Source organism: Pseudomonas sp. Sample_14 (assembly GCF_004307515.1).
Lineage (GTDB): Bacteria > Pseudomonadota > Gammaproteobacteria > Pseudomonadales > Pseudomonadaceae > Aquipseudomonas > Aquipseudomonas atacamensis.
Map to the genome: position 1 here is coordinate 1 of NZ_RCOC01000073.1, position 19,808 is coordinate 19,808.

A 19,808-nucleotide genomic window follows, 5' to 3' on the forward strand; every position below is an offset into this window, starting at 1 on the left:
CCTCATCCCCTGCCCCTCCTGCAACGGCGTCAACCGCATTCCAGCCGAGCGTCTCGCCGATCAACCCAAGTGCGGACGCTGCAAATCTGCGGTGCTGTTGAGCAAGCCTTTCGAACTCAAGCAAGGCGATTACGCCAGTCAGATCAAGGGCGATCTGCCGTTACTGGTGGATGTCTGGGCGGACTGGTGCGGGCCGTGCAAGTCGTTTGCGCCGGTGTTCGAACAGGCTGCGGCGCAGCTGGCGGGCAAGTGTCGGCTGGCCAAGCTCGACAGCGAAGCGAATCAGCAGTTGTCGGCGCAGTTGGGGATTCGCTCGATTCCGAGTCTGATTCTGTTTAAAAACGGCAAGGAAGTGGCGCGGCAGAGCGGTGCGTTTCCATTGCCGCAGTTGATGGCGTGGCTGCGTAGCCAAGGCATCTGACCCAACACAGACCACCCTGTGGGAGCGAGCCTGCTCGCGAAGGCGGTCGATCATTCAGCGCCGATGTTGAATGTGCCGGCCTCTTCGCGAGCAGGCTCGCTCCCACAGGAGATTTGCGTGTGAGTCGGGGAATCAGTGGTCTTCCAGCAGATTGTGCAGTTCCACAAACTGCTGGGTCAGCTTGTGCCGTGGATCGAGGTGGATCAGCGGCATGCTCGCTTGGTGCGACTCGCGCATGCGCACCGAACTGCTCAGATACACCGGTAATACCGGCAAGCCTTCGGCGATCAACTCATCGAGCATCTGCTGCGGCAGGCTGGCCCGCGCCTGGAACTGATTGACCACGATGCCTTCGACTTCCAACCCTTCGTTGTGGTCATCCTTCAACTCTTCGATCTCGGCGATCAGTCCGTACAGGGCCTGACGTGAAAAGCTGTCGCAGTCGAAGGGGATCAATACTCGATCCGCGGCAATCAGCGCCGATACCGCGTAGAAATTCAGTGCTGGCGGGGTGTCGAGATAGATTCGGTCGTAGTCCTCGGACAATTCGTCCAGCAACTTGCGCAGCTTGTTGATCTTGTGTTTCGCCTCGAGCTTGGGCTGCAGGTCGGCCAGTTCGGCGGTGGCGGTAATGATGTGCAGGTTGTCGAACGGCGTTTCATAGATGTCCGCCTGATTCTTTTTCGAGAACGGCCCGGAGGACAGCGTCTGTTTGAAGAAGTCAGCGATACCCATCGGGATATCGTCGCCGGTGAGACCGGTCAGATACTGAGTGGAATTGGCCTGGGCATCGAGGTCTACCAACAACGTGCGATAACCCTCGCTGGCGCTGACCGCCGCCAGATTGCAGGCGATGCTGGATTTGCCCACGCCACCTTTCTGATTGAACACCACGCGCCGCATGACCAAACCTCCGTGTATCAAAGAATGACCGAGTGTAGTTGGCGGTGACCGCGCTTCGCTACCTTCACGGACATGGACTACGTCGTCAGGTGTAAAAACCGACGCCCAGGCATGGAAAAAACCGCCAGCCATCGCAGAGACACCTGACAGACACGCCGCGTCAAATCTGGATAATGGCCAAGTGATAGCCATGCAGCGAACCGCTCGGTACATTTTGTTGGGCAAAATGTAACCAACATTTGCTACACACCCGTCGCACCGGGATAATGCGCGCCACCCGGCGCCCTGCGCCAAGCCAAGCCTGCTGCGGCGCTGGCGACTCAACGCGTCAACGAAAGCCCGCAGGGGCGGGATGAATGTCCGTGATCAACTTCAACATCGCCCAATGGCGCGCGTGGGCCCCGGGGCTCGACAGCGTGGACGCCTGGCAGGCCTGGAGCCGACAACCGGTCGTGCTGCAGAGCAGTGATGCCGCGCCCGATGTGTCGTTTCTGCCGGCCATGCAACGCCGTCGCCTCAGCCGCCTGGCGCGGATGGCCTTCAGCGTTGGCTGGCCGCTGGCCGAAGGCCGGGACCATCTGCCGCTGGTGTTCGTCTCGCGGCACGGCGAAACCCCACGCACGTTTGAAATCCTCCGCGATCTGGCCACCGAACAGCCCTTGTCGCCGACCCAATTCAGCCTTTCAGTGCATAACGCGATCATCGGTTTGTGGTCGATCATGCGCGGTGAAACCAGCGAAATGACCGCCCTCGCGGCGGCTGGCGATGGCCTTGAACACGGCATGCTTGAAGCAGCCGCACTGCTCGAAGAAGGCGCCCCGGCCGTGCTGCTGGTGATCACCGAAGAGCAACCGCCCGAGGCGTATTCGCAGTGGGTCGATGACGTGCCATTCCCTTACGCGCTGGGTTTATTGCTCACGCCCGGTACCGACTGGCGGCTGACCCTGAACAGCAGCACCGAAACCCGGTCCAAGGCGCACTGGCCGCACGCGCTCAACCTGCTGCGAACCCTGCTCGGCCAGCAACCTGACTGCCAACATGCGTGGAAAAATCGTGTATGGACCTGGCATCGCAACCCGTGACGGCCAAACACCGCGACGCCTACTACTGGCGGCTGCTGGCCACTGCTGCGAGCTTCGCCTTGTTCGGGCTCGGCGGGCTGTGTCTGCGCCTGCTGGTATTTCCGCTGCTCGGCTGCCTGCCCGGTGACGCGCTGGTCCATCGCCTGCGCGCGCGGCGTACGGTCAGTCGCTTGTTCTGGTTTTTCGTGCGTTTCATGGCCCGCACCGGCGTGCTCACTTACAACATCGAGGGTGCCGAGCGCCTCGGCCGACCGGGGCAGATGATCATCGCCAACCACCCGTCGCTGATCGATGTGGTGTTTCTCATCGGTCTGGTGCGCCACGCCAATTGCGTAGTGAAGAAAACCCTTTGGGAAAACCCGTTCACTCGTGGGCCGCTGCGCCGCACCGAGTACATCAGCAACGACGGCAGCATGGACATGCTCGACGCAGCCGCGCAGTCGTTGCAGGACGGCCAGACTCTGATCATCTTCCCCGAAGGCACCCGCACTCAGCCGGGGCAGGCGCCGGCCTTTCATCGGGGCGCGGCGGCAATTGCCCTGCGCGGTGCGAAAATCGTTACCCCGGTGATCATCAAGGTCAGCCCGACCACCCTGACCAAAGCCGAGCCGTGGTATCGCATCCCCCATCGCCGCGTGCACTTCAGTTTTCGCGTGGGGGCCGATATAGACCCACAGACCTTCGCCGCGCAAGGCCCCGCACCGCAGGCCTCGCGCAAGCTCAACGATTATTTGCATGACTATTTTATTAAGGAGCTCGCCGCAGATGAGCGATCAGAACACCGCTAGCCTGGTGCGTGACATCAAACTGCTGATCATCGACGCCTTGGGCCTCGAAGACATCAGCCCCGAGGACATCGGCGACGAGCAGACATTGTTCGGCGAAGGCCTCGGCCTGGACTCCGTGGACGCGCTGGAACTGGGCCTGGCGATCCAGAAAAAATACGGCATCAAGATCGACGCCGATGCCAAAGACACCCGCAACCATTTCACCAACGTGGCCAGCCTTGCGGCATTCGTCACGGCAAAACAGGCAGCTTGAGACCGGACCATGCAAACTCGTGACGATATCTTCAACACCCTGCGCGATGCCCTGGTCGAGCTGTTCGAGCTGGATCCGGCCCGCGTAAGCATGGACGCCAATCTGTATCAGGATCTGGAAATCGACAGCATCGATGCGGTTGACCTGATCGATCACATCAAACGCCAGACCGGCAAGAAAATCGCCGCCGAAGAATTCAAATCGGTGCGCACCGTCGGAGACGTGGTCGAGGCGGTGTTCCGTCTGGTTCAACCGGCCGCATGAGCCGACTGATCGGCCTGGGCCTGCTGCTGGCCGGTCTGCTGTACCCCTTTGCGGTGTATTTCGGCATGGAGCATTTCGCCCCGTGGCAATTTGCACTGCTGCTGGGCAGCCTGTGGCTGGCGCGCGCTCTGACCGGCGAACGCAAGCCCGGCAGCCTGTGGATGGCGTGCGTGGCGATGGTGTTCTGCCTGCTGCTGGCGGTGTTCGACAGCCCGCAGCTGCTGCGCTGGTACCCGGTGCTGATCAGCGCATTCATGCTGGTGCTGTTCGGCGCCAGCCTGAAATACGGCCCGCCAATGGTCGAGCGTCTGGCGCGCTTGCGCGAGCCGGAACTGCCGGAGGTTGCCATTCGCTACACACGCAAGGTCACGCTGGCCTGGAGCGTGTTTTTCTTCTGCAACGGTTTGTGCGCCGCCCTCCTCACCCTGTGGGCGCCGCTGGATTGGTGGATGTTGTACACCGGCCTGATCTCCTACGGATTGATCGGCCTGATGTTTGCCATTGAATGGCTGATACGACAACGGGTAAGAGGCCGTACATGAATTGGATAAAACTTGAGCAGCTGTTGCTCAAGGCATTGCCGGCACGGGCGATCTGCCAGGCGCCGGCCCTCAATCACACGCAACTGCGAGCGCAGGCCTTGAGCGTCGCCGCGGGTCTGCAAAGCCGAGGCGTGAAAAGCCTGGCCGTGCATCTGGAAGATGCCGCCGACCTTGCCATCGCCCTGCTCGGTGCCTGGCGTGCCGGCGTCAGCGTGTTGCTGCCGGCGGATCTGCAAGCGCAGACGCGTCAGCGCTGGTCGCAGGAAGTCGATCTATGGCTGACCGATCAACCCGGCGACGCCCAGTTGCACGACTTCACTCAGCTCGGCCTGCCCGGTGCAGAACTGGATCTCGATCAATGCCGCCTGAGCCTGTGCACTTCCGGCTCCAGCGGCGAACCCAAGCGCATCGACAAGACCTTGCGCCAGTTGGCCAACGAGGTCGAAGCGCTGGAGCAGTTGTGGGGCGCAGACCTCGGCGAAGCCTGCATCATCGGCAGTGTCGCCACGCAACACATCTATGGCCTGCTGTTTCGCGTGTTGTGGCCATTGTGCGCCGGGCGTCCGTTCGTGCGCCGGCAACTGGCGTTCTCCGAAGACTTGCAACGCGCCAGCCGCGAATACCCGGCCTTCGCCTGGGTCGCCAGCCCGGCGCTGCTCAAGCGCATGGGCGACAACCTCGACTGGCCGGCCCTGAGCGCGGTGCGCCGGGTGTTTTCCTCCGGGGGCGCGTTACCGCCGGAAGCGGCGCAAAGCCTGCAACAGCGCTTACAGCAATGGCCGACGGAAATCCTCGGCAGCTCGGAAACCGGCGGCATCGCCTGGCGTCAGGGCGAGTCGTTGTGGCAACCGTTTGCCGGCGTCGAACTGAGCGAGGACAGCGACGGCGCCCTGCTGATCGCCTCGCCTTACCTGCCCGCCGGCCATGTCGAACACAGCGCCGATGCCGCGCGCATTGCCGCCGATGGTCGCTTCGAACTGCTGGGGCGACTGGACCGCATCGTCAAACTGGAAGAAAAACGCATCTCGCTGCCGATGCTTGAGCAGGCCTTGGCAGCCCATGACTGGGTCGCCGAGGCGCGCCTCGGTGTGGTTCAGGAAAACCGCGCCTCGCTCGGTGCGCTGCTGGTGCTCAGCGAATCGGGCCTGTTCGCCCTGCGCGAGCACGGCCGCCGTGGCCTGACCGAAACCCTGCGCAAACATCTGAGCCAACATTGCGAAGCCCTCGCCCTGCCCCGACGCTGGCGCCTGCTGCGGCAAATGCCGTTGAACAGCCAAAGCAAACTGGCGCAAGCCGACGTCGAAGCGCTGCTGCTGGCCGCACGGCCGAAAGCCCCCGAAGTGCTGGAGCAGAGCGCAAGCGACGGCGAATGGAGCCTGCAACTCAGCGTGCCGCCGGATCTGGCCTACTTCAGCGGACACTTTCCCAAGGCACCGGTTTTGCCCGGGGTGGTGCAGGTGGAATGGGCGCTGAATCTGGGTCGGCAGTTGCTGAAGCTGGACGGCGCGTTTGCCGGAATGGAAGTGCTGAAATTCCAGCAACTGGTGCGCCCGGGTGATGAAATCCAGCTGCATCTGCGTTTCGATGCCGAGCGCGGCAAGTTGTATTTCGCTTATCGCAATGACACGGCGACGTGTTCCAGCGGACGCATTCTCCTAGGGCCTGCCCATGCATAACCCCTGCGCCGTAATCCCGGTGTACAACCATGAAACCGCGATCACCACCGTGGTCGATGCCCTGCTCGCACAAGGTCTGCCGTGCATTCTGGTGGACGACGCCAGCGAGCCGTCCTGCGCGCGGGTGCTCGACGCACTGGCCGAGCGCGACAGGGTTTTTCTGGTGCGCCTGACGGCCAATCAGGGCAAGGGCGGCGCGGTGATGACCGGCCTGCGCGAAGCCTCGCGTCTGGGCTACAGCCATTCCTTGCAGGTCGATGCCGACGGCCAGCACGATTTGCACGACGTCGCGCGCTTCGTCGGCGAATCCCGCGCCCATCCCGAGGCGATGATCTGCGGCTATCCGCTGTTCGACGAGAGCGTGCCGAAAGGGCGTTTGTACGCGCGCTACCTGACCCACGTGATGGTGTGGATCAACACCCTGTCGTTGCAGATTCGCGATTCGATGTGCGGCTTCCGTGTTTATCCGTTGGCGCCGACTCTGGCGGTGATTGACTCGGCGAAAGTCGGCAAACGCATGGATTTCGACTCGGACATCCTCGTGCGTCTGGCCTGGCGCAATCAGCCGATGCGCTGGCTGCAGACCAGCGTGCATTACCCGTTGGACGGTGTATCGCACTTTCGCCTGTTCCACGACAACGCGCTGATTTCCAGCATGCACACGCGGCTGTTCTTCGGCATGTTGCTGCGTTGGCCGGTGATCCTCTGGCGGCGGTGGAAACCATGAGCGAAGAAGTCGACAAGAAGCACTGGGCCGACCGCGAAGAGCGCGGCAGTTTCCTGCTGATGAAATTCACCGCGTTCGCCGCCAAAGTCCTCGGCCGGCGCCTGCTCAGTCCGTTGCTGTACGGCATCGTGCTGTATTTCTTCCTGTTCGGCCGCATCGCCCGGCGCAGTGCCTGGCAGTACCAGCAGCGGCTGGCCGAATGGAGCCGGCGCGACGACCTGCGCCCGAGCCACTGGCGGGTGTTCGGCCAGTTCATGACCTTTGCCGATTCGCTGCTCGACAAGCTCGATGTGTGGAACGGCAAGCTGAGCATCGAGCAGATCGAAATCATCGACCCGGCGCTGCTGCGCAAGCAGTTGCGCGGCAGTCGCGGGCAACTGCTGGTCGGCGCACATCTGGGCAATCTCGAAGTCTGCCGGGCGCTGGCGGAGATCGGCGAAAAGGTCACCATGAACGTGCTGGTGCACACCAAGCACGCCGAGCAATTCAACCGCTTGCTTGGCGAGGCCGGGGCGACCAATCTGCGCCTGATTCAGGTCAGCGAACTCGACCCGGTGATCATGCTGCAACTGCATGAACGGCTGGAACGCGGCGAGTGGCTGGCGATTGCCGGTGACCGCGTGCCACTGCACGGTGGGCGCAGCGTGACGGTGGATTTTCTCGGCCATCCGGCGCCATTTCCGCAAGGCCCGTGGTTGCTGGCCGGCCTGCTCAAGTGTCCGGTCAATCTGCTGATGTGCCTCAAGCAACCCGACGGCCACTATCGCCTGAATCTCGAACCGTTCGCCGACGCGGTGGTGTGGACACGCCGCGAGCGCGAGCAGGTCATTCATCAGTGGGCCAGCCGCTACGCGCAGCGCCTGAGTCACTATTGCCTCGAAGCCCCGCAGCAATGGTTCAACTTTTACCCTTTCTGGAAGACCGATGACGACGCCAACCCATGAGCCGGTAACCTTCGGCGAACGCCCTTTGCGCATCGAAGACGTGCTGGCCCTGGCCAACCGTCAGGCGCCCGTGCAATTGCAGGCTGACGCCGACTATCGCGAGCGCATCGCCAAGGGCGCGCGGTTTCTCGATTCGCTGCTGGACAAGGAAGGTGTGATCTACGGCGTCACCACCGGTTACGGCGATTCCTGCGTGGTCGCGGTGCCGCTGCATCACGTCGAGGCGCTGCCGCGTCATCTCTACACTTTTCATGGTTGCGGCCTGGGCAAACTGCTCGACGCGCAGGCAACCCGCGCGGTGCTGGCGGCGCGTTTGCAGTCGTTGTGTCACGGCGTTTCCGGGGTGCGCGTCGAACTGCTCGAGCGTCTGCATGCGTTTCTCGAATACGACATCCTGCCGTTGATTCCCGAAGAGGGTTCGGTGGGTGCCAGCGGCGATCTGACGCCGCTGTCCTATGTCGCCGCAACCCTGTCCGGCGAGCGCGAAGTGATGTTCCGTGGCGAACGTCGTCAGGCTGCCGACGTGCATCGCGAGCTCGACTGGACGCCGCTGGTGCTGCGCCCGAAAGAGGCGCTGGCGCTGATGAACGGCACGGCGGTGATGACCGGCCTCGCCTGTCTCGCCTTCGCTCGCGCCGATTATCTGCTGCAACTGGCCACGCGCATTACCGCGCTCAACGTCGTCGCGCTGCAAGGCAATCCGGAGCACTTCGACGAACGTCTGTTCGCCGCCAAACCGCACCCGGGACAGATGCAGGTCGCCGCGTGGTTGCGCAAGGATCTGGCGATCGACGCGCCAACCGCGCCATTGCATCGTCTGCAGGATCGTTACTCGCTGCGTTGCGCGCCACATGTACTCGGCGTGTTGGCCGACAGCCTGAACTGGCTGCGCGGCTTCATCGAAACCGAGCTGAACAGCGCCAACGACAACCCGATCATCGATGCCGAAGCCGAGCGCGTTCTGCATGGCGGGCACTTCTACGGCGGGCACATTGCGTTCGCCATGGACAGCCTGAAAAATCTCGTGGCCAACGTCGCCGATCTGCTCGATCGGCAATTGGCGTTGCTGGTCGACGAGCGCTACAACCATGGCTTGCCGAGCAACCTCTCCGGCGCGCCAGCCGATCGGGCCATGATCAATCACGGCTTCAAGGCGGTGCAGATCGGCACCAGTGCCTGGACCGCCGAAGCGCTGAAAAACACCATGCCGGCCAGCGTGTTCTCGCGCTCCACCGAATGCCACAACCAGGACAAGGTGAGCATGGGCACCATCGCCGCCCGTGATGCGATTCGCGTGCTGGAGCTGACCGAACAGGTCGCCGCCGCAACCCTGCTCGCCGCCAATCAGGGCGTGTGGCTGCGCGCTCAAGCCACCGGTGCGCGCCCGCTGCCGCCAGCACTGGCGGCGATGCACGAAGAACTCGGCAAAGACTTCCCGCCGGTCATCGAAGACCGTGCGCTGGAAGGCGAACTGCGCCTGTGCCTGCAACGCATCGCCGCGCAACACTGGAGGCTGCATGCGTAGTGCCGGAGTGCTTCACGCCGATACCGAGATTCTCGTGCCGTTTTTCGACGTCGACACCATGCACGTGGTCTGGCACGGCCACTACGTCAAATACCTCGAAGTCGCGCGCTGCGCGCTGCTGGACAAGATCGGCCATAACTACACGCACATGGTCGAGTCGGGTTACGCCTGGCCGATCATCGACCTGCAACTGCGCTACGTGCGCAGCGCGGTGTTCGGCCAGCGGCTGAACGTGCGCGCCAGCCTGATCGAGTGGGAAAACCGTCTGAAGATCAACTATCTGATCACCGACCTGCAGACCGGCGAACGTCTGACCCGCGCAAGCTCCGTGCAGGTCGCTGTCGAAGTCAGCAGCCGCGAGATGCAACTGGCTTCACCCAAAGTCTTCACCGATGCCGTGGAAAGGATGCTGCGATGAATGTGTTTTTCAGAAGCCTTGGCGCACTGACGCTGCTGGCCGTGTCGTCATGGGCCAATGCCTTCGACCTGCAACAACTGAGTGAGCAACTGGCGAAACCGGATGTTATCCACGGCCAGTTCATTCAGGAAAAACACCTGCGCGCCCTGACGCAGCCGCTGATCAGCAAGGGCAGCTTCGTCCTCGCGAAAAATCATGGCTTGCTGTGGCTGTTGAAAACTCCGCTGCAACAGGATTACCGCATCACCGCCAATGGCATCGCCCGCCGTGACAGCAACGGCTGGCAACTGCTGCCGAACAAGAGCGCCGGCGCCGAGCAGAACCGTTTGTTCCTCGCCGTGCTGCAAGGTGACAGCAGCGGTTTGCAGCGGGATTTCGAACTGGCCCTGAGCGGCACGGCGCAGCAGTGGCAACTGACTCTGACGCCGCGTTCGATGCTGCTCAAGCAAGTGTTCAAGCAGATCAATATCGATGGCGGCGCCCTTGTGCAAACCATCGAGCTGCTGGAAACCCAGGGCGACAGCACCCTGCTGCGCATGCAGGACAGCACGGCCGAGCAACCCCTGAGTGAAGCGGAGCAACATGACTTTGCCGAGTGAACGCAGGCTGCCTTGGCTGTTTCTGAGCCTGCTGCTGGCCGTCGTCGCGCTGGCTGCCTGGCAGTGGCGCGACGGTGCGCCGCTGTCGGCCAATCTCATGGAGCTGGTACCCGGGACCAGTCCAGACGCGCTGGAAGTGCGCGCCGAACAGCGCATGCAAGAACCGCTCAATCGCGAAATGCTGGTGCTGGTCGGCCACGCCGATCGCCAGCAAGCGCTGACCATGGCCCAGCAACTGGGCGAACAATGGCAGGCCAGCGGTCTGTTCGAAACCGTGCAATGGAACCTGCAAGCCGACTTGCCGGCGCTGCGCAAGCAATTGCTGCAAGGGCGTTTGGCGATGCTCTCGGCGCATGATCGGCAGCTACTCAGCGAGCACCCCGACGCGTTCATCCAGCAGCGGGTGCAGGCGCTGTTCGATCCGTTCAACGGCTTCACCCTGGTGCCGAGCCAGGACGACTGGCTGGGCCTGACCGGGCGCATCCAGAACAGCCAGCCGAAACATGGCGCAGTGCAACTGGACATTGGCAGCGGCGCACTGGTCGCCGAGGCCGACGGCAAGAGCTGGGTGATGCTGCGTGCGCGCACCACCGGCAACGCCTTCGACATGAACCTGCCGTTGCAGGTGGCAGAGCTGCTCCAGCACAGCCGCGAGCAAGCGGCGCAAAGCGGCGTGCAGTTGCTCGCCGCCAGTGGCCTGCTCTACGCCGCCAACGGCCAGCAACAAGCCACCCGCGAAATGACCTGGGTCGGCGGTGGCGCGACGGTCGGCATTCTGCTGTTGCTGCTGTTGGCGTTTCGCCGCTGGGGCGTGCTGCTGGCGTTTGTGCCGGTGCTGGTCGGCATGCTGTTCGGCGCGGTGGCCTGCGTGGCGCTGTTCGGCCACATGCATGTGATGACGCTGGTGCTCGGTTCGAGTCTGATCGGCGTCGCCGTCGATTACCCGCTGCACTATCTGTCCAAGAGCTGGAGCCTCAAGCCGTGGCGCAGCTGGCCGGCCCTGCGCCTGACGTTGCCGGGGCTGACCCTGAGCCTGATCACCAGCGTCATCGGCTATCTGGCGCTGGCGTGGACGCCGTTCCCGGCATTGACGCAGATCGCGGTGTTCTCCGCTGCCGGCTTGCTCGGTGCGTATCTGTCGGCGGTCTGCCTGCTGCCGGCGCTGCTGAAAAATGTCCAACTGCGCCCGGCGCAATGGCCGCTGCGCCTGGCCGAACGCCTGATTCATCTGCGTGAGGCGCTGCTCGGTTGCATTCGCACGCCCGCGCTGCTGGCCCTGCTGATCGCCTTCTGCGTCGGCGGCCTGATGCAGTTGCAGAGCAAAAACGATATCCGCCAATGGGTCGGCGCGCCGCAGCACCTGACCGACGAAGCGCAGACCATCGCGCGCATCACCGGGTATCAACCGACCAGCCAGTTCTTCCTGATCCGCGCGGCCAATCAGGAGCAATTGCTCGAGCGCCAGGCAGCGCTGAGCGAGCGCCTGCAGCAACTGGTCAACCTCGACAAACTGCAAGGCTATCTGGCCCTCGATCAACTGGTCAGCGCGCCGAGCCAGCAACAGCAAGTTCGCGAATCACTGAACAGGCTGCCGTCATTCTGGCAACCGCTGCTCGATCTCGGCGTGCCAGTGACGGCGTTGCAAAACGAATTGCGGCAATTGCAGACCCTGCCCGCCGAAGACATCGACGCCGCGCTGGCCGGCCCGCTCGGCGAGCCGTATCGGACACTGTGGCTTGGACCGACTGAAGACGGCGTCGCAGCAATCACCAGCCTGCAGGGCTTGAACAATCCGTCATTGCTGCGGGTGCAGGCACTGGACTTGCCGGGAGTGGTGCTGGTCGATCGCCTCGGTGACCTGAACAAGGTGTTTGCCGCCACGCAGATCAGCGCCGCCGAACTGAAACTGGCCTCCTGCGTGTTGATCGTGCTGGTGCTGATGCTCCCGTTCGGCCTGACTGGCGCACTGCGCATCGTCGCCCTGCCACTGCTGGCGGCGCTATGCAGTCTGGCCAGCCTTGGCTGGCTCGGTCAGCCGCTGACCCTGTTCAGCCTGTTCGGCCTGTTGCTGGTGACGGCAATCAGCGTCGATTACGCAATCCTCATGCGCGAACAGGTGGGCGGCGCGGCGGTAAGTCTGCTCGGCACCTTGCTCGCAGCCGTGACGACGTGGCTGTCGTTCGGCCTGCTGGCGGTCTCCAGTACGCCGGCGGTGAGCAATTTCGGCCTGTCGGTAAGCCTCGGTCTGGCGTTCAGCTTCATGCTCGCACCGTGGGCCGGGCGCCATGAACCGGTTGCGGAGCCAGCGGCATGATGGTCTTCGGCTTCTGGTTGCTGGCCTTGGCGCTGTTTGCCCTGGCGACCCGGGTCGGCCGTCACTTCGGCCTGATTCCGATCGTCAGCCAGTTACTGCTGGCGAGCTTCGGTTTGCCGTTGCTGATGTATTTCTGGATCGAACCGGGCTGGCAGCTCAGCGGCGCACAACTGATCGCCCCGGACTGGTTGAAAAACCTCTACAGCCTGAGTTTCGCCTTGCTGCTCGGGCATATCCTCAGCGATGTCATCGATCTGCGTCTGGATCGCCAGAGCGTGAAAATAGCTGTGCCGAGTTTCGCTGTGCCGTTCGCTTGCGGGCTGGCGGTTGCGTACTGGTTGCTGCCAGCGCAGCCGTGGCTCAACGCACTGGCGATCGGACTGGTCTTCGCCATAACGGCGATCCCGGTGTTGTACCTGTATTTGCGCCACATCGATTACCCGCCCGCTGCCACACGGCGTCTGGTGCAAACCGCGATCCTTATCGATCTGACCTGCTGGACGCTGTTCGGCCTCGCCCAAGGCAGCCTGCACTTGAGCAGCCTGTTGCTGCCCGTGGTCATGGCCGGCGTGCCGCTGCTTTTGCACCTGCTGCGCGTGCGTCGCCCGCTGACCTACAGCCTCGGCTTCTTCGCGTTGCTGGTGATGGCCGAGCATTACAAACTCAACGCGCTGATTTTCGGCATCGGCTATCTGCTGTGCATGGCGCTGCTGAAAGTGCCGTTGGTGCTGCCGTTGCCGGCACGCTGGATGAGCCGCTTGCAGACGTGGATCGCGATCCCGCTGATCCTCACGTTCGGCATCGTCCAGATCGACGTGCACAGCGCCCTCGCCAGCCTCGACGCCGGGCAGTGGGCGGCGCTGCTGCTGTTGCCGATTGTCAGTAAACTGCTGGGCAACTGGCTCGGCCTCGGTTGGGCGGGCGCCTCGTTCGCTGGCGCCAGCCGCTGGCGCGAAAGCGTGCTGCTGAACATTCGCGGCCTGAGCGAAATCGTCTTTCTCAATCTGCTATTGCAACAACAGCTCATCACCCCGGCGCTGTATTTCGCGCTGATGCTGATGGGCCTGATCGCGACGCTGCTGCCGGCCCTGATCGGCCTGCATCGCGCGCCCCTGAATCTGAACAGTCCTCTGCCCCGGAGCTCACGTGCCAATCGTTGAAATGGAATCCCGTCAGGTCGTGATCATCGGTGCCGGCCCGTCCGGCGCTATCGCCGCTGCCCTGCTCAAGCGCAAGGGCCACGATGTGCTGGTGCTCGAGCGCCAGCACTTCCCGCGCTTCTCCATTGGCGAAAGCCTGCTCAGCCACTGCCTGGATTTCGTCGAAGAAGCCGGCATGCTCGACGCCGTCAACGCCGCCGGGTTCCAGCGCAAGACCGGCGCGGCGTTTGCCTGGGGCGAGCGCTACAGCGCCTTCGATTTTGGCGACACCTTCACCGCCGGCAAGCCGACCACGTTCCAGGTGCAGCGCGCCGATTTCGACAAGTTGCTGGCCGATCAAGCGGCACTGCAAGGCGCGGAAATCCGCTATGGCGATGCGATCGTCAGCGTCGATTTCGATCAGGTGAAACCACTCCTTGATGTGCGTCGCGAAGACGGCAGCGAGTACCGCGTCGAAGCCGATTTCGTCCTGGACGCCAGCGGCTACGGCCGCGTGCTGTCGCGCTTGCTCGACCTCGAAGCACCTTCGAATTTCCCGGTGCGTCAGGCCGTGTTCACCCATGTCGAAGATCACATCGACAATCCGGCGTTCGACCGTGAAAAGATCCTCGTCACCACCCATCCCGAGCATCGCGATGTGTGGTTCTGGACCATCCCGTTCAGCAACGGCCGCTGCTCGGTGGGCGTGGTGGCTGCTGAGGACCATTTTCAGGGCCGCGACAGCGACCTGGATGCCTGCCTGCGCAGTTTTATCGCCGAGACGCCAAGCCTCGCCGGGGTTCTGAACAACGCGGTCTGGGACACCCCGGCGCGCACCCTCGGCGGCTACGCAGCCAATGTGAAAACCCTGCATGGCCCGGGCTTCGCGCTGCTGGGCAACGCCGCAGAATTCCTCGATCCGGTGTTCTCCTCCGGCGTGACCATCGCCATGCGTTCGGCGAGCATGGCCGCTGGTGTGCTGCACCGTCAGTTGCAGGGTGAAACGGTGGACTGGCAAAGCGAATTTGCCGAGCCGTTGAAACGCGGCGTCGATACCTTCCGCTGCTACGTCGAAGGCTGGTACGCCGGCACCTTCCAGGACGTGATTTTCTACGAGGACAGCCAGGCGGAAATTCGCCGGATGATCTGTTCGATCCTCGCCGGTTACGCCTGGGACGAGCGCAACCCGTTTGTCAGCGAAGCGCGGCGCCGGCTGAAGATGATTTCCCAACTCTGCGCGCAGGACACCCCATGAATTACCTGAGCGACAGCTACGTCGAGGAAACCCGCTTCGGTCTCTGGTTCCTGCGCAGCCACACCTGGCAGCACCATGTGCTGCGCGTGGCGATCAACGATTTGCGTGGCTTGTTCAGTGAAGCGCTGCCGGAACACCCGGTGCTGCTGGACGCCGGTTGCGGTCAGGGCAAGTCGTTCGGCCACCTGCGCCAGACCTTTGCCCCGCAGCGACTGATCGGCGTCGACGCCGACCCGCACAGCCTGCAACTCAGCGCCGAAGAGGCCACGCGCCTGGGCATGCCAGTCGAGTTGATCGGCAGCGATTGCGCCACGCTCAACGTCGCCGATGCCAGCGTCGACCTGCTGTTCTGTCACCAGACGTTCCACCATCTGGTCGAGCAGGAAAAGGCCTTGGCCGAGTTCTACCGCGTGCTGAAACCGGGCGGCTATCTGCTGTTCGCCGAGTCCACCGAGGCTTACATTGATACCTGGGTGATTCGCTGGCTGTTCCGCCATCCGATGCACGTACAGAAGAGCGCCGCCGGCTATCTGCAGATGATCCGCGAGCAGGGTTTCGAGTTTGCCGAGCGCAATGTGTCCTACCCGTATCTGTGGTGGAGTCGGTCGAAGGATTTTGGTTTGCTGGAGCGGCTGGGGTTGAGCAAACCCAAGCCATTCGGTGAGCGTGAAGAGACGCTGGTGAATGTCGTCGCGCGAAAGCCATTGCAGGAATCTGTCTGATGTACGGCTATCGATCTGAACACCTGAAACCCTGTGGGAGCGAGCCTGCTCGCGAAAGCGGTGTATCAGTCAGCAAAGGTGGCGAATGTCAGATTGCATTCGCGAGCAGGCTCGCTCCCACAGGGATTGCTGGGTGGCTGGCGATCGTTTTGTCAGCCTTGCTGTTAAGTGCCTGCGCCAGCCAGGCACCGCTACCAGCGGCCAACCCGACGCTGCCTCTGCCGCTGCAACTGCACATCGAACGCGAGCAGGCCGGGCAGCGTCAGGACTGGCTGCTGGTGATCCAGCGTGAAGGCGCCGGCACGCGCTGGTCGATGATGGATCCGCTGGGCATTCCACAGGCCCGCCAGCAACTGATCGACGGGCATTGGCAGGCCGACGGTCTGCTGCCGCCGAACCCGGAAGCGCGGGAGCTGTTCGCCGCATTGCTGTTCGCTTTGACGCCTTCCGCCGAACTGCTGCGCAATTATCCCGACGCCCGGCAACAGGCCGATCAGCGTTCACTGCCGGCGCGCTGGAACATCCGCTATTCACAACCGTTGAGCTTTCAATTGAATCTGCCCCAAGGCCCGCACTATCGCGTTTCCCAGTTAGGTGAATCGACGCCATGACCGCTTACCTGAATGCCCTCGGCGTGATCTGCGCTTTGGGCCGCGACAAGTCTGAAGTCGCGCGCAATCTGTTTGCCGGCGACTGTTCGGGCATGCGCCGCGAGTCCGGCTGGGTCGCCGAACGTGAGCTGCCTGTGGCCGGCGTACACGGTGAATTAGCGCCGATCCCGGCCGAACTGATCGAGCACAGCAGTCGCAACAATCAGCTGCTGCTGGAAGCCGCGCTGCAGATTCGAGCCGACATCGATCGTGCGATCCAGACCTTCGGCCGCGAGCGCATAGGCGTGGTGCTAGGCACCAGCACCTCGGGTATCGACGAGGCCAGCCGGGGTCTGGCGCATTACATCCGCGAACAGCAATTTCCTCGCGAGTACGACTATCGCCAGCAGGAACTCGGCGCCCCGGCGAATTTTCTCGCCGAATGGCTGCAACTGAGCGGCCCGGTCTACGTGATTTCCACCGCCTGTACCTCCAGCGCCCGCGCGCTGATGAGCGCCCAGCGCCTGCTCGATCTGGGCCTGTGCGACGCGGTACTGTGCGGCGGCGTCGACAGTCTGTGCAAGCTCACGCTGAACGGTTTCTCTTCGCTGGAAGCCGTTTCAGATGAACGCTGCAATCCGTTTTCCGCCAACCGCAAAGGCATCAATATCGGCGAGGCAGCGGTGCTATTCGTGATGAGCAAACAGCGCGGCGAAGGCCCGGGAATCGCCTTGCTCGGCGCCGGCGCCAGCTCGGATGCGCACCATATTTCCGCACCGGAGCCGAGCGGTCGCGGCGCTCTGCAAGCGATGCACAAAGCTCTTGGCCGCGCGCATCTGCAAGCCGGGCAAATCAACTACCTGAACCTGCACGGCACCGCGACCCAGCACAACGACGCCATGGAAAGCCTGGCGGTCGCGGCGCTGTTTCCCCAAGGCGTCGCCTGCTCGTCAACCAAGCCGCTGACCGGCCACACTCTTGGCGCGGCTGGCGCGCTGGAAGCGGCGTTCTGCTGGCTCAGCCTGAGTGCCGACAACCCTGAACAGGCGTTGCCGCCACACATCTGGGACGGCCAGGCCGATCCCGCGCTGCCGCCACTCAAGTGGGTGACCGCGAGCGAACGCCTGACGTCCATTGCACCGCGCTACCTGATGAGCAACTCGTTTGCCTTCGGCGGCAACAACGTCAGCCTGATTATCGGAGACGCACCATGAGCCACTGGCCGCTCGCCGAACTGCTGCCGCATGCCGGCGACATGATCCAGATCGACGCCATCGAGCGCTTTGACGATGAGCAGATTTTTACCCGCCTGACGGTCAAGCCCGATGGCCTGTTCAACCTGCCCGACGGCAGCCTGCCGGCGTGGGTCGGCGTCGAGCTGATGGCGCAGAGCGTCGCCGCTTTCGCCGGTTGCCACGCCCGGCAAAAAGGCAATCCGCCGGAGCTCGGCTTTCTCCTCGGCACGCGCAAATTCGAGTGCAACGTCGAAGCCTTTGCGCCCGGCAGCGAGCTGACCATCCACGGCCTGCGCTCACTGGAAGACGACAACGGCATGGGCGTATTCGAATGTCACATCCACGGTGACGGCATTCATGCCAGCGCCCGCCTGAACGTGTTCCGTCCGCCGCAAGCCAACCAATATCTGCAACAGACAAAGGAGTCGCACGATGACTGAATCCGTACTGGTCACCGGCTCCAGCCGTGGCATCGGCCGCGCCATTGCCTTGCGTCTGGCGCAAGCCGGGCACGACATCGTCCTGCATTGCCGCAGCGGCATGACCGAAGCCCAAGCGGTGCAGGCCGAAATCGAAGCACTGGGCCGCCGCGCGCGCATCCTGCAATTCGACGTCGCCGACCGTGAAACCTGTAAAAGCATTCTCGAAGCCGATGTCGAAAATCACGGTGCCTATTACGGCGTGGTGCTCAACGCCGGGCTGACCCGCGACGGCGCGTTTCCGGCGCTGAGCGATGACGATTGGGACGTGGTCCTGCGCACCAACCTCGACGGTTTCTACAACGTTCTGCACCCGGTGATGATGCCGATGATCCGTCGTCGCGCCGCCGGGCGCATCGTCTGCATCACCTCGGTATCGGGCCTGATCGGCAACCGTGGCCAGGTCAATTACAGCGCCTCGAAGGCCGGCGTAATCGGTGCCGCAAAGGCGTTGGCGATCGAGCTGGGCAAGCGCAAAATTACGGTTAACTGCGTCGCCCCTGGCCTGATCGACACGGCCATGCTCGACGAAAACGTGCCGGTGGAGGAACTGATGAAAATGATCCCCGCGCAACGCATGGGCACCCCTGAGGAAGTGGCCGCTGCGGTGAATTTCCTGATGTCGGCGGAAGCCTCGTACATCACCCGCCAGGTGCTGGCGGTCAACGGAGGCCTGTGCTGATGAAGCGCGTCGTCGTCACCGGCATGGCCGGCATCACCTCGCTGGGCAGCGACTGGCCGACCATTGCCGGCAATTTCGCGGCCAATCGCAGCGGCATTCGTCGCATGGACGAGTGGGATCGCTTCACTGAGCTGAACACGCGTCTGGCCGGGCCTATCGATGACTTTCTCGTACCGTCGCACTGGACCCGCAAGCAATTGCGCAGCATGGGCCGGGTTTCGCGACTGGCGGTCGGCGCAGCAGAAAGGGCTCTGGCCGATGCTGGCCTGCTCGGTGACGAATCGATCAAGGACGGGCGCATGGGCGTCGCTTGTGGTTCGTCCACGGGCAGCACTGACGAAATCAAAGCGTTCGGCAACATGCTGCTCAACTCGGTGGCCGAGGGCCTCAACGCCAACTCCTATGTGCGGATGATGCCGCACACCACCGCCGCCAATATCAGCATTTTCTTCGGCCTCACCGGCCGCCTGATTCCGACGTCCAGCGCCTGCACCAGCGGCAGCCAGGGCATCGGCTACGCCTATGAGGCAATCAAGTTCGGCCGCCTGCCATTGATGCTCGCCGGCGGCGCGGAAGAACTCTGCCCGACCGAAGCCATGGTGTTCGACGCGCTCTACGCCACCAGCCTGAAAAATGATGCACCCCAGACCAGCCCTCGCCCGTACGATAAGGGCCGCGACGGTCTGGTGATTGGTGAAGGTGGCGGCATGCTCGTGCTTGAGGAGCTGGAGCACGCCCTCGCCCGTGGCGCGCAAATTCACGCGGAAATCGTCGGTTTCGGCAGCAACGCCGACGGCCAGCACACCACCCGCCCGGAACAGCTCACGATGCGCCGCGCCATGGAGCTGGCCCTGGAAGATGCCGGCCTCACCCCGGACGCCATCGGCTATGTGAACGGCCACGGCACCGCCACCGAACAGGGCGACATCGCCGAAACGCTGGCCACCAGCAGCCTGTTCGGCGAACACATGCCGATCAGTTCGCAGAAGAGTTTCCTCGGCCACACCCTCGGCGCCTGCGGTGCACTGGAATCATGGTTCAGCATCGAGATGCTCAACAGCGACCGCTATGTGCACACCTTCAACCTCGACGAGGTCGACCCGCACTGCGGCAAGCTCGATTACCTGCGCGGCGAGTTTCGTCAGATGCATCACGACTACGTGATGAACAACAATTTCGCTTTCGGTGGCGTCAACACTTCGTTGATCTTCCGCCGCTGGGCATAACCGAATCAATCCAGGTCAAGGAGA

The 19,808-nt window shown here is 63.0% G+C and carries 22 protein-coding genes; 21 read left to right on the plus strand and 1 reads right to left on the minus strand.

The window, feature by feature from the left end:
* The coding region (gene trxC, locus D8U61_RS17800) for a thioredoxin TrxC (RefSeq protein WP_130927388.1) at nt 1-421 on the plus strand (421 nt) is incomplete at its 5' end.
* A 132-nt stretch (nt 422-553) separates the two neighbouring features.
* Here the strand turns inward: trxC and D8U61_RS17810 are convergent.
* The gene (locus D8U61_RS17810; protein ID WP_024011296.1) at nt 554-1,324 is read right to left on the minus strand and encodes a ParA family protein; all 771 of its coding nucleotides are present in this window, start codon (nt 1,322-1,324) and stop codon (nt 554-556) included.
* Between the two features lie 356 nt (nt 1,325-1,680).
* Between D8U61_RS17810 and D8U61_RS17815 the strand changes: the two genes are divergently transcribed.
* The 20 genes from D8U61_RS17815 to D8U61_RS17910 are packed head-to-tail and all read left to right on the plus strand — an operon-like array spanning nt 1,681 to nt 19,784.
* On the plus strand, nt 1,681-2,406 hold the full coding sequence (locus tag D8U61_RS17815) for a beta-ketoacyl synthase chain length factor (protein WP_125917460.1): 726 nt from the start codon (nt 1,681-1,683) through the stop codon (nt 2,404-2,406).
* The gene (locus D8U61_RS17820) at nt 2,382-3,194 is read left to right on the plus strand and encodes a lysophospholipid acyltransferase family protein (protein ID WP_110602643.1); all 813 of its coding nucleotides are present in this window, start codon (nt 2,382-2,384) and stop codon (nt 3,192-3,194) included. The genes D8U61_RS17815 and D8U61_RS17820 overlap by 25 nt, the downstream gene beginning before the upstream one ends.
* Nucleotides 3,172-3,447: a phosphopantetheine-binding protein gene (locus D8U61_RS17825; protein WP_016772025.1), complete on the plus strand. Its 276-nt coding sequence runs from the start codon at nt 3,172-3,174 to the stop codon at nt 3,445-3,447. The genes D8U61_RS17820 and D8U61_RS17825 overlap by 23 nt, the downstream gene beginning before the upstream one ends.
* Before the next feature lie 9 nt (nt 3,448-3,456).
* A complete protein-coding gene (locus tag D8U61_RS17830; RefSeq protein ID WP_016772026.1) occupies nt 3,457-3,711 on the plus strand; it encodes an acyl carrier protein in 255 nt (84 codons plus the stop codon).
* Entirely contained in the window at nt 3,708-4,253 is a 546-nt protein-coding gene (locus tag D8U61_RS17835; protein WP_016772027.1) for a membrane protein, read from the plus strand. The genes D8U61_RS17830 and D8U61_RS17835 overlap by 4 nt, the downstream gene beginning before the upstream one ends.
* A complete protein-coding gene (locus tag D8U61_RS17840) occupies nt 4,250-5,929 on the plus strand; it encodes an acyl-CoA synthetase family protein (RefSeq protein ID WP_130927389.1) in 1,680 nt (559 codons plus the stop codon). Before D8U61_RS17835 ends, D8U61_RS17840 begins: the two co-directional genes overlap by 4 nt.
* Nucleotides 5,922-6,656 carry a glycosyltransferase family 2 protein gene (locus D8U61_RS17845; protein ID WP_130927390.1) on the plus strand — a complete coding sequence of 245 codons (735 nt, stop codon included), beginning with the start codon at nt 5,922-5,924 and terminating at the stop codon, nt 6,654-6,656. Before D8U61_RS17840 ends, D8U61_RS17845 begins: the two co-directional genes overlap by 8 nt.
* On the plus strand, nt 6,653-7,600 hold the full coding sequence (locus D8U61_RS17850; protein WP_130927391.1) for a glycosyl transferase: 948 nt from the start codon (nt 6,653-6,655) through the stop codon (nt 7,598-7,600). Before D8U61_RS17845 ends, D8U61_RS17850 begins: the two co-directional genes overlap by 4 nt.
* Complete coding sequence (locus tag D8U61_RS17855; RefSeq protein WP_130927392.1) at nt 7,581-9,125, plus strand: aromatic amino acid ammonia-lyase; 1,545 nt, start codon at nt 7,581-7,583, stop codon at nt 9,123-9,125. Before D8U61_RS17850 ends, D8U61_RS17855 begins: the two co-directional genes overlap by 20 nt.
* A complete protein-coding gene (locus D8U61_RS17860; RefSeq protein ID WP_130911762.1) occupies nt 9,118-9,543 on the plus strand; it encodes an acyl-CoA thioesterase in 426 nt (141 codons plus the stop codon). The genes D8U61_RS17855 and D8U61_RS17860 overlap by 8 nt, the downstream gene beginning before the upstream one ends.
* The gene (locus D8U61_RS17865) at nt 9,540-10,142 is read left to right on the plus strand and encodes an outer membrane lipoprotein carrier protein LolA (protein WP_130927393.1); all 603 of its coding nucleotides are present in this window, start codon (nt 9,540-9,542) and stop codon (nt 10,140-10,142) included. Before D8U61_RS17860 ends, D8U61_RS17865 begins: the two co-directional genes overlap by 4 nt.
* Nucleotides 10,126-12,456 carry an MMPL family transporter gene (locus D8U61_RS17870; RefSeq protein ID WP_130927394.1) on the plus strand — a complete coding sequence of 777 codons (2,331 nt, stop codon included), beginning with the start codon at nt 10,126-10,128 and terminating at the stop codon, nt 12,454-12,456. Before D8U61_RS17865 ends, D8U61_RS17870 begins: the two co-directional genes overlap by 17 nt.
* Nucleotides 12,453-13,616 (plus strand): sodium:proton antiporter, encoded by a 1,164-nt coding sequence (locus D8U61_RS17875; protein ID WP_130927395.1) that lies wholly within the window; start codon nt 12,453-12,455, stop codon nt 13,614-13,616. Before D8U61_RS17870 ends, D8U61_RS17875 begins: the two co-directional genes overlap by 4 nt.
* Entirely contained in the window at nt 13,603-14,850 is a 1,248-nt protein-coding gene (locus tag D8U61_RS17880) for an NAD(P)/FAD-dependent oxidoreductase (RefSeq protein WP_130927396.1), read from the plus strand. Before D8U61_RS17875 ends, D8U61_RS17880 begins: the two co-directional genes overlap by 14 nt.
* Nucleotides 14,847-15,572 carry a class I SAM-dependent methyltransferase gene (locus D8U61_RS17885; protein WP_130911767.1) on the plus strand — a complete coding sequence of 242 codons (726 nt, stop codon included), beginning with the start codon at nt 14,847-14,849 and terminating at the stop codon, nt 15,570-15,572. The genes D8U61_RS17880 and D8U61_RS17885 overlap by 4 nt, the downstream gene beginning before the upstream one ends.
* Nucleotides 15,572-16,183 carry a hypothetical protein gene (locus D8U61_RS17890; protein ID WP_177433345.1) on the plus strand — a complete coding sequence of 204 codons (612 nt, stop codon included), beginning with the start codon at nt 15,572-15,574 and terminating at the stop codon, nt 16,181-16,183. The genes D8U61_RS17885 and D8U61_RS17890 overlap by 1 nt, the downstream gene beginning before the upstream one ends.
* Nucleotides 16,180-17,376, plus strand: coding sequence for a beta-ketoacyl-[acyl-carrier-protein] synthase family protein (locus tag D8U61_RS17895; RefSeq protein ID WP_130927397.1), 1,197 nt, complete (start codon nt 16,180-16,182; stop codon nt 17,374-17,376). Before D8U61_RS17890 ends, D8U61_RS17895 begins: the two co-directional genes overlap by 4 nt.
* Complete coding sequence (locus D8U61_RS17900; RefSeq protein WP_130927398.1) at nt 17,373-17,837, plus strand: hotdog family protein; 465 nt, start codon at nt 17,373-17,375, stop codon at nt 17,835-17,837. The genes D8U61_RS17895 and D8U61_RS17900 overlap by 4 nt, the downstream gene beginning before the upstream one ends.
* Entirely contained in the window at nt 17,830-18,558 is a 729-nt protein-coding gene (gene fabG / locus D8U61_RS17905; protein WP_016772040.1) for a 3-oxoacyl-ACP reductase FabG, read from the plus strand. The genes D8U61_RS17900 and fabG overlap by 8 nt, the downstream gene beginning before the upstream one ends.
* Nucleotides 18,558-19,784, plus strand: a complete 1,227-nt coding sequence (locus D8U61_RS17910) for a beta-ketoacyl-ACP synthase (RefSeq protein WP_130927399.1) — start codon at nt 18,558-18,560, stop codon at nt 19,782-19,784. The genes fabG and D8U61_RS17910 overlap by 1 nt, the downstream gene beginning before the upstream one ends.
* Nucleotides 19,785-19,808: the final 24 nt, after the last annotated feature.

Coding starts and splice junctions, on each gene's coding strand:
- D8U61_RS17820 (WP_110602643.1), top strand. CDS start 2,382: ATGGACCTGGCATCGCAACCCGTGACGGCCAAACACCGCGACGCCTAC.
- D8U61_RS17835 (WP_016772027.1), top strand. CDS start 3,708: ATGAGCCGACTGATCGGCCTGGGCCTGCTGCTGGCCGGTCTGCTGTAC.
- D8U61_RS17810 (WP_024011296.1), bottom strand. CDS start 1,324: ATGCGGCGCGTGGTGTTCAATCAGAAAGGTGGCGTGGGCAAATCCAGC.
- D8U61_RS17895 (WP_130927397.1), top strand. CDS start 16,180: ATGACCGCTTACCTGAATGCCCTCGGCGTGATCTGCGCTTTGGGCCGC.
- D8U61_RS17840 (WP_130927389.1), top strand. CDS start 4,250: ATGAATTGGATAAAACTTGAGCAGCTGTTGCTCAAGGCATTGCCGGCA.
- D8U61_RS17830 (WP_016772026.1), top strand. CDS start 3,457: ATGCAAACTCGTGACGATATCTTCAACACCCTGCGCGATGCCCTGGTC.
- D8U61_RS17890 (WP_177433345.1), top strand. CDS start 15,572: ATGTACGGCTATCGATCTGAACACCTGAAACCCTGTGGGAGCGAGCCT.
- D8U61_RS17875 (WP_130927395.1), top strand. CDS start 12,453: ATGATGGTCTTCGGCTTCTGGTTGCTGGCCTTGGCGCTGTTTGCCCTG.
- D8U61_RS17850 (WP_130927391.1), top strand. CDS start 6,653: ATGAGCGAAGAAGTCGACAAGAAGCACTGGGCCGACCGCGAAGAGCGC.
- fabG (WP_016772040.1), top strand. CDS start 17,830: ATGACTGAATCCGTACTGGTCACCGGCTCCAGCCGTGGCATCGGCCGC.
- D8U61_RS17910 (WP_130927399.1), top strand. CDS start 18,558: ATGAAGCGCGTCGTCGTCACCGGCATGGCCGGCATCACCTCGCTGGGC.
- D8U61_RS17815 (WP_125917460.1), top strand. CDS start 1,681: ATGTCCGTGATCAACTTCAACATCGCCCAATGGCGCGCGTGGGCCCCG.
- D8U61_RS17900 (WP_130927398.1), top strand. CDS start 17,373: ATGAGCCACTGGCCGCTCGCCGAACTGCTGCCGCATGCCGGCGACATG.
- D8U61_RS17865 (WP_130927393.1), top strand. CDS start 9,540: ATGAATGTGTTTTTCAGAAGCCTTGGCGCACTGACGCTGCTGGCCGTG.
- D8U61_RS17845 (WP_130927390.1), top strand. CDS start 5,922: ATGCATAACCCCTGCGCCGTAATCCCGGTGTACAACCATGAAACCGCG.
- D8U61_RS17855 (WP_130927392.1), top strand. CDS start 7,581: ATGACGACGCCAACCCATGAGCCGGTAACCTTCGGCGAACGCCCTTTG.
- D8U61_RS17885 (WP_130911767.1), top strand. CDS start 14,847: ATGAATTACCTGAGCGACAGCTACGTCGAGGAAACCCGCTTCGGTCTC.
- D8U61_RS17825 (WP_016772025.1), top strand. CDS start 3,172: ATGAGCGATCAGAACACCGCTAGCCTGGTGCGTGACATCAAACTGCTG.
- D8U61_RS17870 (WP_130927394.1), top strand. CDS start 10,126: ATGACTTTGCCGAGTGAACGCAGGCTGCCTTGGCTGTTTCTGAGCCTG.
- D8U61_RS17860 (WP_130911762.1), top strand. CDS start 9,118: ATGCGTAGTGCCGGAGTGCTTCACGCCGATACCGAGATTCTCGTGCCG.